General features: G+C 70.2%; 11 protein-coding genes. 6 read left to right on the forward strand and 5 right to left on the reverse strand.

Annotated features, from left to right (window positions below; translation table 11 throughout):
* Positions 1-211 precede the first annotated feature (211 nt).
* From AC07VX_RS19095 to AC07VX_RS19105, 3 genes are all read left to right on the forward strand, one after another.
* The gene (locus AC07VX_RS19095; RefSeq protein ID WP_493165930.1) at positions 212-694 is read left to right on the forward strand and encodes a hypothetical protein; all 483 of its coding nucleotides are present in this window, start codon (positions 212-214) and stop codon (positions 692-694) included.
* Complete coding sequence (locus tag AC07VX_RS19100; protein WP_493165929.1) at positions 691-2,076, forward strand: GAF domain-containing protein; 1,386 nt, start codon at positions 691-693, stop codon at positions 2,074-2,076. Before AC07VX_RS19095 ends, AC07VX_RS19100 begins: the two co-directional genes overlap by 4 nt.
* 77 nt (positions 2,077-2,153) lie before the next feature.
* Positions 2,154-2,903 (forward strand): substrate-binding periplasmic protein, encoded by a 750-nt coding sequence (locus tag AC07VX_RS19105; RefSeq protein WP_493165928.1) that lies wholly within the window; start codon positions 2,154-2,156, stop codon positions 2,901-2,903.
* A 3-nt stretch (positions 2,904-2,906) separates the two neighbouring features.
* Here the strand turns inward: AC07VX_RS19105 and AC07VX_RS19110 are convergent, their stop codons facing one another.
* The 5 genes from AC07VX_RS19110 to AC07VX_RS19130 all read right to left on the reverse strand — a co-directional run bounded on the left by AC07VX_RS19110 (position 2,907) and on the right by AC07VX_RS19130 (position 8,854).
* The gene (locus AC07VX_RS19110; RefSeq protein WP_493165927.1) at positions 2,907-3,998 is read right to left on the reverse strand and encodes a zinc metalloprotease; all 1,092 of its coding nucleotides are present in this window, start codon (positions 3,996-3,998) and stop codon (positions 2,907-2,909) included.
* A 102-nt stretch (positions 3,999-4,100) separates the two neighbouring features.
* Positions 4,101-4,487, reverse strand: a complete 387-nt coding sequence (locus AC07VX_RS19115; RefSeq protein WP_493165926.1) for a RidA family protein — start codon at positions 4,485-4,487, stop codon at positions 4,101-4,103.
* The gene (locus tag AC07VX_RS19120; RefSeq protein ID WP_493165925.1) at positions 4,484-6,448 is read right to left on the reverse strand and encodes an amidohydrolase family protein; all 1,965 of its coding nucleotides are present in this window, start codon (positions 6,446-6,448) and stop codon (positions 4,484-4,486) included. Before AC07VX_RS19120 ends, AC07VX_RS19115 begins: the two co-directional genes overlap by 4 nt.
* A gap of 73 nt (positions 6,449-6,521) precedes the next feature.
* On the reverse strand, positions 6,522-7,583 hold the full coding sequence (locus AC07VX_RS19125; RefSeq protein WP_493165924.1) for a dipeptidase: 1,062 nt from the start codon (positions 7,581-7,583) through the stop codon (positions 6,522-6,524).
* Positions 7,580-8,854, reverse strand: a complete 1,275-nt coding sequence (locus AC07VX_RS19130; protein WP_493165923.1) for an MFS transporter — start codon at positions 8,852-8,854, stop codon at positions 7,580-7,582. Before AC07VX_RS19130 ends, AC07VX_RS19125 begins: the two co-directional genes overlap by 4 nt.
* Positions 8,855-9,058: 204 nt before the next feature.
* Between AC07VX_RS19130 and AC07VX_RS19135 the strand changes: the two genes are divergently transcribed.
* The 3 genes from AC07VX_RS19135 to AC07VX_RS19145 are packed head-to-tail and all read left to right on the forward strand — an operon-like array spanning position 9,059 to position 12,934.
* A complete protein-coding gene (locus AC07VX_RS19135) occupies positions 9,059-10,012 on the forward strand; it encodes a sugar kinase (protein ID WP_493165922.1) in 954 nt (317 codons plus the stop codon).
* Positions 10,013-10,016: 4 nt separating this feature from the next.
* Complete coding sequence (locus tag AC07VX_RS19140; protein ID WP_493165921.1) at positions 10,017-11,330, forward strand: pectate lyase family protein; 1,314 nt, start codon at positions 10,017-10,019, stop codon at positions 11,328-11,330.
* Positions 11,327-12,934 (forward strand): family 43 glycosylhydrolase, encoded by a 1,608-nt coding sequence (locus AC07VX_RS19145; RefSeq protein ID WP_493165920.1) that lies wholly within the window; start codon positions 11,327-11,329, stop codon positions 12,932-12,934. Before AC07VX_RS19140 ends, AC07VX_RS19145 begins: the two co-directional genes overlap by 4 nt.
* Positions 12,935-12,939 lie beyond the last annotated feature (5 nt).

A 12,939-nucleotide genomic window follows, 5' to 3' on the forward strand; every position in this document is an offset into this window, starting at 1 on the left:
CCGGCGGCGTGCCGGCCTGGGCTCTACTGTGGTCGTCCCGCCGCGACCGCGCTGCTAGTTCTCGGCTAAGGGCTTGTTAAGTCTTTGCTAAACGCCAGCCTGCCTATCATTCGGACTCCTCCACTCGCCCCAGTGCCTTGCCTCAGCTTTGTTCCGACCGGCGCGCTCATCGCGAACGCGGCGTCTCGCACCATCACCGGGTGCGGGCCTGATGGCGCGCCTGCCCGAGGAATGGATCGAGCACCTGGCGCGGGGCGTCTCGCTGCGCGTCGGCTCGAGCACGCCTGACGGACGGCCCGAATTGCACTTCGGACATGCCGCATGGACGCTGCCCGACGGGCGCATCGAGGTGATGGTGCGCAGCCTGCCCGGGGCGGAGCTTCTCGACGCCATCCGCGCCACAGGCCGCATTGCCGTCTGTGCCGGTCAGCCCAGCAGCTACCGCGTGCTGCACATCAAGGGCATCGACGCCGAGGTACGGCCTGCCGAGGCCGGCCAGGCACAGCGGTTCGCCACCTGCCTGGAGGCATGGCTGCAGCAGGTCGAACGCTTCGGGGCCGACCGCCGCCAGATCCTGGCCGTCCTGGGCGATCTCTGCATGGCCGACCTGAGCTGCGTGCGCTTCACGCCGCTGGCGGCCTGGGACCAGACCCCCGGCCCCGGCGCGGGCCAAGCCGTGGACCTGCTGCCTTGAACGACGCCTCCCTGACCCAGCCAGAGCGTCGCGCGCTGAAGCTGCGCGATGTGCGCCGCCTGCTCGAAGGCGTCATCCCGCCGGCCATGTGCAGCGTGGCCGCCGACGGCATGCCGCACGTGAACTACCTGTCGCATGCCGAGTACGTCGATGACGACCACGTCGCGCTGACCTACCAGTTCTTGAACCGCAGCCGCGCCAATGTGCTGGCCACGGGCCGCGTGGCGCTGAGCGTCGAGGACCCGGGCAGCGGCGTGTCCGTGCTGCTGCAGCTGCGCTACGAACGCACCGACACGCAGGGCCCGGTGTTCGAACGGCTGCGCGCCAAGCTGGCCGGCATCGCGGCCCAGACCGGCATGGAGAAGGTCTTTCACCTGCGCGGTGCCGACGTCTACCGCGTCGAGTCGCTTCGCAAGCTGGACCCCGCCCACCCGCTGCCGGCGCTGGTGCCGCGCTGCGACCTCGCCGCCGGCGTGCGCGCCTTGAGCGAACAGCTTGCCGAGGCGCCGGACCTGCGCACGCTGCTGCAGTACTTCATCGACGGCCTGCAGCGCGACCTGCGCATCAGCCACGCCATCGTCTGGCTGCTCGACGAGCAGCGCCAGGGCCTCTACACCCTGGCCAGCCTGGGCTACGAGCAGGCCGGCAGCGGCGCCGAGCTGCCGCTGGCCGAGGCGGGTCTGGCGGGCGTCGCGCTGCGAGAGAACGTGCCCATCCGCATCGGCCACATGAGCCAGATGTACGGCTACGGCCTGTCGTGGCGGGCCAAGGCCGAGCAGCTGGGCCTACAGGCGGCCATGGCCGACGCCATCCCGCTGCCCGGCCTGGCAGCACCGCGCAGTCAGCTCGCGGTGCCGCTGCGCGCGCGTGGCCGCACCGTGGGCGCGCTGCTGGTAGAGAGCGAGAGCGACCAGTTCTTCAGTTACGACGACGAGGACGCGCTGACAGCCTTAGGCGCCCAGCTCGCCCAGGGCATGGCCGCGCTGCGCACCGCGGAACTGGTGGAGGAGCCGCCCGTCGCAGCGGCGCTCGCGGACGTGCCGGCGGCCGGCAGCATGCCGCTGCGCGTGCGCCACTACCCGCGCGACCACAGCGTCTTCGTCAACGACCAGTACCTCATCAAGGGCGTGGCCGGGGCCATCGTCGCCAAGCTCGTGCGCGACCAGATCGACAGCGGCCGCGAGGCCTTCAGCACGCGCGAGCTGCGCCTGGCCGGCGGCGACCTGCGCCTGCCCGAAGTGCAGGACAACCTTGGCGTGCGCCTGCTGCTGCTGGAGCGCCGCCTGGCCGAGCGCGACTTCGGCCTGCGCATCGAGCGCTGCGGGCGTGGCCAGTACCGCCTCATCGCCGGCGGACCGCTGAGCCTGTCGACCGAGGGCTGAGGCGCCGCTGACTTGCGTAGTCAGCGGGGCATGCGCTACCTTCGTGACAGAGCGCAATTGCGCCAACAAGGTGAGGCATGGACCCAGCTCGCGCAGCTTCCGTCGAAATCGCCGTCCGGCGCCGGGCGCTGCTGGCCGCGCTGCTGGGGCTGGCCCCGGCGCGCGACGCGCTGGCGCTCCAGACGCTGGTCATCACCGCCGTCAACAAGACCGGCGGCAGCGGGGTCGCAGCACGGCTGCTGGCCGACATCTACCGCCGCGCCGGCCTGGGCCTGCAGATCGAGGTGCTGCCGGCTCCGCGCGCCAGCCTGATGGCGCTGAGCGACAAGGCCGACGGTGAGCTGATCCGCATCGCAAGCTATGGGCAGACCTATCCACAGCTGCTGCGCGTGGATCCCGCCTTCTATCGCGTCAGCGTGCGCGCCTACTCGCTGCCTGCGCGCAGCGTCAGCGTGCAGTCGCGCGAGGACCTGAAGCACTACTCGCTCGGCTCGATACGGGGCATGACCTATGTGCAGGAGTTGACCGAGAGCCACCCGGCACTGACGCTGACGCAGAACCCGCTGCAGCTGTTCCGCATGCTGGCCGCGGGCCGGCTGGACGTGGTGATCTGCACCACGCTTGCGGCGCAGTCGGCCATCGCGACCCTGGGCCTCAGGGACCTGGACAGCTCGCCCGAGCTGGCGCGCTTCGAGCTGCACCACTACCTGCATGTGCGCCGCAAGGAGCTTGCGCCGCGTCTGGCCGAATCCATCCGGCACATGAGGGACAGCGGCGAGCTGGAGCAGCTGACGGCCCAGTACGAGGCCGCCGCCCAGCACGATTAAGCCTCAGGACACCATCAGCGACGTGACCCCCGTCTGCCCCGGGTGATACAGGCGCAGGCGCACGTGGTAGCGGCGCCCGGCGAAGAGCTTGTAGACGATGCGGGCATTGCGGTCCGTCCCGCTGTCATCGTCAGTGGCGAGGTTGCGCGGCACGCCGTTGACCTCCTCGAACAGGCCCAGCAGCGTGTCGGAGGCGCCGGTGGTGGCGACGGTATACCTGCGCGATTCGGTGGGCTTGAACAGGTAGTCCACCTGCTGGCCGGCCGCCAGCGTGACAGACTGGGCCTTGAGGGCCTCCAGCACCGGCGACTGGGCGGACATCGCCGGATACCACTTGACCACCCAGTCCTTGTCGGACCTGGAGAGCTTGCCCGGCGGCACCAGGCCATCGACGTCGTACTTCTCGGGCTCGTCGATGAGGCCGGGCTCGAACTCGTACTCCATGATGGAGTCTGGGTCCCAGGAGGAACCCTGCACCTGGGCGGTGTCGAGCTTCTCCAGAATGTTGCGGAAGGTCGTCTCGCGCGACCAGCTGTTGGGCGGCTTGCCCAGCGAGGTGTAGACCGCCTCCTCATGCCACCTGATGCCGGCGAAGGGGTTCTGGTGCTCGTGCTCCATGCCCAGCACATGGCCCAGTTCGTGAAGCGCGGTGCCGCGGCCGTAGGGGGTCGTCAGGTCCCAGCCGTAGACAGTGGTGGGCTCGTTGATGGGCACGTGCAGCACGTCGCGCCCCACGGCCGAGGCCGAGCTGCCGTCGGCCTCGGAATACCCGATGCGTACCTCGGCCTCGCTGAGCTGCGCCACCTCCTGGAAGACCAGGCCGATGCCGACGGCCTTCCACTCCGCGAAAGCCGCGCGCACAGCGTCGGCCTGCTTCTTGGGCACGGCAAAGTGACCGCTCTTGAAGAAGCTGTAGTGCAGCACCGTGCCGTTCAGCCACTTGTCCTGCGTGTTCAATATGGCACGGGCGCGGCGCGGGTCGTTGGCGATGACGGCCGGCAGCGCAGGCTTGATGCGCGGTGGCGTGCTGCACAGCGGCTTGGGTGCGGGGCGGTTGACCTTCCTCGAATCATCCTGCTTGCGCGAGCGTGCCATGACTGTCTCCGACGGGTTGCACTGCAGATTGCAGCAAGGCAACCAGCATGAACCGCCGGGCGGCCGGGACCAATAGCAAAGCTAGGGAAGGATCGTGGTTTGTCAGCTTGCCGCAATGCATTCGATCTCGACGCGGGCCCCCAGCGCCAGGCCGTTGCAGCCCAGCGCGCTGCGTGCCGGCAAGGGCGTCGCGCCGAAGAACTCGCGGTAGACCTCGTTGAAGGCCGGCCAGTCGGCCATGTCGGCCAGCATCACCGTGCAGCGCACGAGATGCTGCAGGTCCAGCCCCTGGCCGCGCAGCACGGTGCGGATGTTTTCAAGCGTCTGCCGCGTCTCGGCGCGCAGGCCGCCTTCGACAAGCTTGAGATGCCCGGGCACGTTGCCGAGCTGGCCCGACAGGTAGAACATGCTGCCGACGCGCACGCCCTCGGGGAAAGGCACGCTGGCAGGCACGACCTGGCCGCTGTTGAAACGTTGGATCTCGCTCATCTGGCCGTCATCCCCATGGCTTGTTCGAGGGCGGCGGGATCGAAGACCTGGCCGCCCTTGATGGTGCGGTGGACGCGGCGGATGTCGCTCATGTCCTTGAGCGGGTCGCCGTCCACGAGGATCATGTCGGCCAGCTTGCCGGCCGTGATGGTGCCGCGGTCCTTCTCGACGCCCAGCACGCGCGCCGGCACCAGCGTCGCAATGCGCAGCACCTCGGCGTTGGCGATGCCGGCCAGGGCGTAGAGCTCCAGTTCGCGGTGCAGGCTGTAGCCGGCGAAGCCGTCGCTGCCCGGCATGATCGTGACGCCGCCGTCATGCAGGCGCTTGAGCATGCGCAGCAGGCCCGGCAGCGCCTGCGCGTAGACGGCTTCCTTGCCCGCCGGCACAGCCACCGCGCCGGACAGCTGGCGGCGTTTCACCACGGCGGGGAAGCGCTGTACCACCGGCCGCAGTGCCGGCGCCGCACGCGCGGGTTCGCCGGAAAAAAGCCCCTCCATCACGACCAGCGTCGGGTCCAGCACGGTCTGGTGCCGACGCAGGAAGCCGACGAACTCGCCGAAGCGGCCGTCGTCGAAATCGAACCGTGCAAGCTTGTCCGCCAGCACCGTGTAGCGGTCACGCGTGCGCGTGTCCTTCACCTCGTCGGCGAAGAAGTTCAGCAGGATGAAGTTCAGGTGCTGGATCTCGTCAGCCCCGGCCTCGACGAAGGCGCGGGCATAGGTGAAGGCCGGCACGTGGCCGCTGACGCGCAGGCCGCGCTCATGGGCGCGGTCGGCCACCGTGGCGACCAGCGCCGGGCTGAAGGACGAGTAGATCTTGACCTGGGCATAGCCATGGTCGGCGTACCAGTCCACCGCGGCGCGGGCCTTGTCGGCCGTGTCCACCCGCACGTCCGTCGGGCCGGCCAGCGGGCCGATGCCCTCGATGATGCCGGCCAGCGTCACGCGCGGACCGAGCTCGGTGCCGGTGTCGAAGCGCTTCGCGCGCGCCAGCATGGGCAGATTGTCGTTGGCCATGTCGCGCGCGCTGGTGACGCCGCCGATCAGGTCGAACACGCCGTCGACGTTGCTGAAGTGCTGGTGCACGTCCCACAGGCCCGGCATCAGGAGCCGGCCGGAAGCGTCCAGCAGTTCGGCGTCGGCCGGTGCATCGACGTCGGCATCAGGCCCGACGCGCACGATGCGCTCGCCGCGGACCAGCACGCTGGTGCCGGCGCGCGTGGTCAGGGAGACCGGATCGAACAGCCGTGCGTTGCGGATCAGCAGCGCGCCCCTGGGCTTGTGCGTGTGCTGCTGGGCCAGGCGGGCGTGCCAGGCCTGGTCGGCGGCCTGCTGGGCGCGCTGCAGCTCCGCCAGAGCCGGCAGCAGCGGTGCCTCCAGCACCTCGAACCAGTCGTCGATGACGCCGGCGGTATCACCTTTTTCGTCGAGCCAGACGGGCACCGGCGTGAACTCGATGCCACCGATGCGGTAGAGCGTCAGCTTGCGGCCGGCCGCGTCGACGTCGGCGCTGCCCTCCAGCCAGGCCTCGCCGGTGGGCAGCAGCTTGAGCCGCCTGCCCGGCGCCTTCAGCAGCGCGCGCGTCAGCACGCCCATGAACTCCGGCGGCGGGTTGGCCGGCAGGTAGAAGCCCGCCGCACGCGCCTCGCCCTGCTCGATGCGGTTGCGCCAGCGCGCCAGGCCCGCCGCGTCGCGCTCGAAACGTTCGCCGAACTCGACCTTCCAGTAGTCGTTGCCGCCGGCCTCGTAGAACGTCGGCAGGCCGGCTGCGTCGAGCCGCCAGCGCGCCTGGATGACGTCGCCGCGGCCCCGGTCGTTGAAGCGGTAGTCGGCCGCAGTGACGCCGGGCTCGGGCGCCGTGACCGCCTGCGTGCCGGCCGCGTTGCCGTGGATCTGGACCCGGTCTTCACGCGCGCCGGCCGCGCCGGCCAGCAACGCCAGGATGAACAGCAGCTTCTTCATGTTGACACCCTTCGCGCTGTGCGCTGTCCCGTCAAGCGGGAGCGAGCTTGCTCGGGACGGCCCTGCGCGGCGCTCATGCCCAGGCCTCCTGCATCACGCGGCGGAAATTGCCGCCCAGAATCTTGTCGATACGTGTCGCGCCGTGGCCGCGCGCGGCCAGCAGCTCGGCCAGGTGCGCGAACTGCGCCGGGCCGCAGAGGTCGGGCAGGAAGAGGCTGATCTCCGCCGACTCCCCCGGCGCGCCGATGCCCATGCTGCGCCTCAACTCGGTCTCGGCGGCCAGCATGGCGCGGTAGGCATCCATGTCGTCGACGGCCGTCGTGCCGCCGTCGGTGCCGATGCCGACATGGTCCTCGCCGCAGACGTCCAGGGCGTGTTCCAGGTGGGCGATCAGGTCGGCCGCCATGGGCTGGCCCTCAAGGCGCAGATAGGGCATGAAGTACATCCCGACGACACCCCCCTGTTCGGCCAGCAGGCGCAGCTCGGCGTCGCTCTTGTTGCGCGGGTGGTCGGCCACGGCGCGGCAGCCGGTGTGGGTGATGGCCAGCGGCCGGCGCGCCAGCCTCAGGGCATCCAGACAAGTCTTCTCGCTGCTGTGGCTGAGGTCCACCAGCACGCGCTCAAGCTGCAGCCGCTCGACGACCTCGGCGCCGAAGGGGCTCAGCCCGCTGTCGTCGGGCACCGTCGCGCCGCAGCCGACTGCGTTGCGCCCGTTGTAGGTGAGCTGGATGACGCGCACGCCGAGGCCGGCGAACAGCGCGACGCGGTCGGCGCTGCGGCCCAGCATCTCGGTGTTCTGGAAGCCGTAGATGACACCGATCCGGCCCGACTCGTGCGCGGCGTCGATGTCGGCCACCGAGAAGACCTTGCGCAGCGCGCCGGGCCGGGCGCGGATGAAGGCGTCCCAGCCGGCGATGTCGGCCACCGTGGCCTCGAAGGGCTCGGCGCTGCCGGCCACATGGCCCAGCGTGACGTTGACGGCCGAGAGCCCGGAGGCCGTCGCATCGGCCAGCGAGCGCTCGTCCACGTTCTGCCCGGTGCTGCTGTAGGCCATGGCACCGCGGTCGCCGGCGCTGGCCTCGATGGCAATGTTGGGGTTGTCCAGCACGCCCAGGGCGTTGATGACGAGCTTCATGGAAGTTTCCTCAGAAAAGGCAGCACCAGCAGGCCGAGGAGGCCGACGAGAGCGTCCAGCCCGAGCGTCGCCGCATAGCCCCAATGCTGCACGGCATGGCCCTGCCAGACGACGCTATAGGCGATGGAGAGATTGGTCAGGGCCATGTAGGCCGCGAACTGCGTGGCCGCGACAGCCGGCTGGGTGATGCCCATGAAGAGGGCCACACGGGCGCCGTAGATGAAGCCGAACAGCAGTTGGTAGCCGACGACGACGGCCATGAAGGTGGAGACCAGCGAGGCGGCGGCGGGCTGGCCCGGCGCCCAGCCCTGGCGCTGCAGCTCGGCCATCAGGCAGAGGCCCGGCAGGCTCAGCAGCGCGACGTAGACGGCCATCGCCGCCCGCAGATTGACGCGGTCGGACAGCCAGCCGCCAACGATGCAGGTGAGGGCCGTGGCCGCCTGCGAAGCCGTCGCGAGCCAGCCAATCTGGTCGTTGGACAGGCCCAGATCGACGGCCAGGTTGGACTGCAGCCCGCGCGCCAGGGCCATGGCCGAGATAGGCAGGATCCCGAACAGCAGCCCGGCCACGGCCAGGCGCGAGCCGACCAGGGCCTGCAAGGCCTGGCCCAGAAAGACGCGGACCTCCTGGCCTGCGGCAGCCAGGCCGTCCGCGGCAGGCGCGGCGCAGTCGGCCTGCGGCTCGCGCATGGGGATAACGACGAGGACCATGACGGCCACGATGACCAGGGCCAGCACGAGGATACCGGCCTCGAATCCGATGCGCCCCATCAGCAGCAGCGCCCCGCCGCCACCAACCAGCGCACCCAGGGACTGGCCGCCGAACATCATGCCGCTGGCAAAGGCTCGCTCGTCCACGTGCAGCGTCGTGACCGCCAGCGCGTCGACGGCCACGTCCTGCACGGCGCCACAGAGGTTGTGCACGACGAGCAGGGCGGTGAAGAGGCCCAGCTGCGTGGCGAGGTCCAGACCGGCCAGCGGCACCAGGGTCAGCACCATCATCAGCTGGGCACCGAGGATCCAGCCGCGCCTAGGACCCAGGCGCCTGGAGGCGATCAGGTCGACGAAAGGGCCATAGGCCCACTTGAAGGCCCAGGGCAGCAGCGCCAGGCCCAGAAAGCTGCCGATCTCGGCCGCGCCCGAGCCCTGGCGGCGCAACTGAGTCGCCACCGCCGTCATCGCGAAACCGACAGGCAGGCCCTCGGTCAGATACATCAGGAAGAAGGCCGCGATCCGCCCCCTGCGGGACGCCAGCAGATTCGGCAGTCGCATCGACTCGTGATTCCCTCGCCTTGGCAGAGCCCGATTCTGGGATTGCCGACCGCCGAACCAGACCCGAGGTTCCACGGGTGATGCGGCGCCTGTCCGCCCCGGCGCTCATGTGCCTGAGCGATCCGGCCGGGCCTGGGCAAACCCTGTGGCTCGATATGAACCGGGTAAGCTATCTTTATTGAACCGCTGTTTCATTTTTATAACGTGAACCCCTCCCCCGCGGCCGCCAACCGGCCGGTGTCCATCGCCGCCCTGGGCGAATGCATGCTGGAACTGCAGGGCCAGGCCTTCGGCCAGCTGCACCAGAGCTTTGGCGGCGACACGCTGAACACCGCCGTCTATCTCGCCCGCTGTGGCGGCCCGCGGCTGCGCGTGCACTACGCGACAGCCCTGGGGGACGACTCGCTGAGCGCCGGCCTGCTGGCACGCTGGGCGGCCGAAGGCGTGCAGACCGGCCTGGTGCAGCGCCTGCCCGGCCGCCTGCCGGGGCTCTACCTGATCGAACTGGACGAGGGCGGCGAGCGGCGCTTTCACTACTGGCGTGGCCAGGCAGCGGCCAGGGCCTACTTCGACACGGCGACGACCGCGCTTGAAGACCAGGCCGACGCGCTGGACGCGCTCTACCTGTCGGGCATCAGCCTGGCCATCCTGCCGCCGGCCGGCCGCGAACGCGTGCTGGCGCTCATGGTGCGCATGCGCGCCAGCGGGAAGGTCGTCGCCTTCGACAACAACTTCCGCCCGCGGCTCTGGGAGTCGGCGCCCGACGCCCGCTACTGGTACGGCCGTGCGTTCGCGGCCGCCTCCATCGCGCTGATCACGGCGGACGACCACCAGGCCCTGCACGGCCTGCCAGACCTGGCCTCGGCCGTCAGCGCGGCCCAGGCCCTGCCGGTGGACGAGGTGGCCATCAAGCGCGGCGCCCTGCCCACCGTCATCGGCGGCGACGGCGTCTGGCAGGAGGTGGCGACCGAGGCCGTGCCCCGCGTCGTCGACACGACGGCCGCCGGCGACTCCTTCGCTGCCGGCTACCTCGGCCAGCGGCTGTGCGGCACCGCGCCTGCCGAGGCCGCTGCCTTTGGCAACCGGCTGGCGGCCCGCGTCATCCAGCACCCTGGCGCGTTGATTCCCCGCGACGCCATGCAAGACCTGATCGGCTGAATCCATGCGCCTGCTCTGGACCCTGGCCCTGTGCGCCGGCCTGTGCCACGCCCAGAACACCGCACCGCTGCACCCGGCCACCTATGTCCACCCGGGCTGGGCGCAGACGACGGGCGGCCAGGGCGGCAAGATCATCCGCGTGACGACGCTGGCCGCCGACGGCCCTGGCAGCCTGAAGGCCGCGCTGGACACGCCGGGGCCGCGCATCGTCGTCTTCGAGGTGGGCGGCGTCATCGACCTGGGCGGCAGGAGCTGGAAGCTGCGCGAGGGCAAGCTCACCGTCGCCGGCCAGACGGCACCCGACCCCGGCATCACGCTCGTCAGGGGCGAGCTCGAGGTGTTCGCCAAGGACGTGATCCTGCAGCACATCAGCGTCCGGCCCGGCGCCTACGGCCGGGGCAAGCGCAGCGGCAACGACCACGACGGCCTGTCCACCTCCGACGGCGCCGAGCGCGTCATCGTCGACCACTGCACGTTCTCCTGGGCCACCGACGAAAACCTGTCCGCCAGCGGCCGCCGCTTCGAGGGCGCCACGCCCGACGACTGGCGCGCCCACACCTCCCACGCCCTCACCTACAGCCACAACCTCATCTACGAAGGTCTGAACGAGGCCGTGCACATCAAGGGTGAGCACAGCAAGGGCTCGCTGATCCACGACAACGTCACGCAGATCCTGCTGCTGGGCAACATCTACGCCTCCAACCGCGAGCGCAATGCGCTGTTCAAGGGCGGCGTCTGGGGCGCCATGGTCAACAACCTGATCTACAACCCCGGCTGGCGCGCGGTGCACTACAACCTCATCGCCCACGAGTGGGTCGGCCGGCCCTACCAGGTCGGCAGGATCACGCTGGCAGGCAATGTCTACCGCGCCGGTCCGGGCACGGAGCGCAACCTGCCCCTCTTCACGCTGGGTGGCGTGGGCGACGTTCAGCTCTACGAGCAGGACAACATCGCCGTCGACCGCCAGGGCCAGCCGCTGCCGATGACAGGCAGGTACACGACCAGCGCCGAGATCGTCCCCGTGCGCCAGCCCTATCTGCCTCCCGGCCTGAACTGGATGCCGCCGCGCGAGCTTGAGAAGCTGCTGCCGCTGTATGTCGGCTCGCGCCCCTGGGCGCGCGACCCGCTGGACTTCAAGCAGCTCTCCGACATCGCCGAGGACCGCGGCCAGCTCATCGACGACGAGACCCAGAACAACCCCGACGGCCTGCCCAGGCGCAAGCCAACGCAGCGCGTCTTCGTCGAAGCCGACTGGAACCTCGCCGACATGAGCCCGAAAGCCGGCTGGCAATCGCTGTTCACGCAGGTCTCCAAGTGACCCTGTTGCGCCGCGAGCTGCTGGCGCTGCTTGCGGCGCCACCCGCCTTCGCCGTTGACTGCACCGACGTGCCCGGCCAGCCCTATCTGCCGCCCTGCCGGCCCTGGCCCAAGGGCGTCGAGGGCCAGCGCAGGGCCGACCTCGGGGAATCGGGCGCAGGCCTCTACCTGAACCCCGTGCTGGCCGGCGACCGGCCCGACCCCACGGTGCTGAAGGACGGCGACGACTACTACCTCACCCACTCCAGCTTCGAGGCCGTGCCTGGCCTGCTGATCTGGCATTCGCGCGACCTCGTCAACTGGCGGCCCATCGCCAACGCACTGCACGAGGCGGTGGGCAGCGTGTGGGCACCCGACCTGTGCAGGCATGGCGGCCGCTACTACCTCTACCTGCCCGTCAAGGCCCAGCCCAACGACATCCTGGTCATGTGGGCCGACCGCATCGAGGGCCCCTGGTCCAAGCCCGTGCCGCTGGGGCTGAACAAGCACATCGACCCCACGCACGTCGCCGACGAGAACGGCCAGCGCTGGCTCTTCCTGTCGGGCGGAGACCGCGTGCGCCTCAGCGACGACGGCCTGAAGACCATCGGCCCCGTCGAGCATGTCTACGACCCCTGGCGCTACCCCGACGACTGGGACGTCGAGAGCTTCTCGCCCGAAGGGCCCAAGATGCTGCGCCACGGCGGCTGGTGGCACATGCTGCTGGCCGTGGGTGGCACGGCCGGGCCGCCCACCGGCCACATGGTCATCGCCGCGCGCAGCCGCAGCCTTGACGGTCCCTGGGAGCAGGCGCCCCACAACCCGCTGATGCGCACCCGCTCGTCGCGCGAACGCTGGTGGTCGCGCGGCCACGGCAGCCTCGTGCAGGGGCCGGCCGGCGACTGGTGGATGCTTTACCACGGCTACGAGAACGGCTTTCACACGCTGGGCCGGCAGATGCTGCTGGCGCCGGCACGCTTCAGCGCCGACGGCTGGTTTCATGTCGATGCCGACGACGGCCAGCCGCTGGCCAAGCCCAAGGGCGGCCAGGCCGTGCCGCACGGCCTGGCGCTGTCCGACGACTTCGGCGGCACGACGCTCAAGCCCCACTGGCAGTTCCTCAGCGGCAGCCACCAGGCACCGCGCGCCCGCGTGGCCGACGGGCGGCTGCACCTGCGCGCCACGGGCAGCAAGGGCCCCGGCGACAGCCCGCCGCTGGGCTTCATCCAGGGCGACCCGGCCTTCGAGGTCGAGTTCGACCTGGACTTCGACGAAGGCGTGCAGGCCGGCGTCGTCATGTTCTACAGCCCGCGGCTATACGCGGGCATGGGCGCCAACGCCAGGAGCTTCCAGCTGCATCGTTACGGCCAGGACATCCGCGCCGTGCCCAAGCCCGCCGACATCCATCGGCGCATGCAATTGAAGCTGCGCTACGTGCGCCATGTACTGACCCTCTTCAGCCGCGCCGACGCCGGGCAGCCCTGGAGCAAGTTCCCGGTGCAGATGGACGTCAGCGGCTACCACCACAACACCGCGGGCGGCTTCGCCAGCCTGCGCCCCGGCATCTACGCCGCCGGCAACGGCGAGGCGCGGTTGTCGAACCTGCGCTATCGCGCACTCGACTAGGAGAC

The organism is Roseateles sp. GW821-FHT03B02 (genome assembly GCF_059421025.1).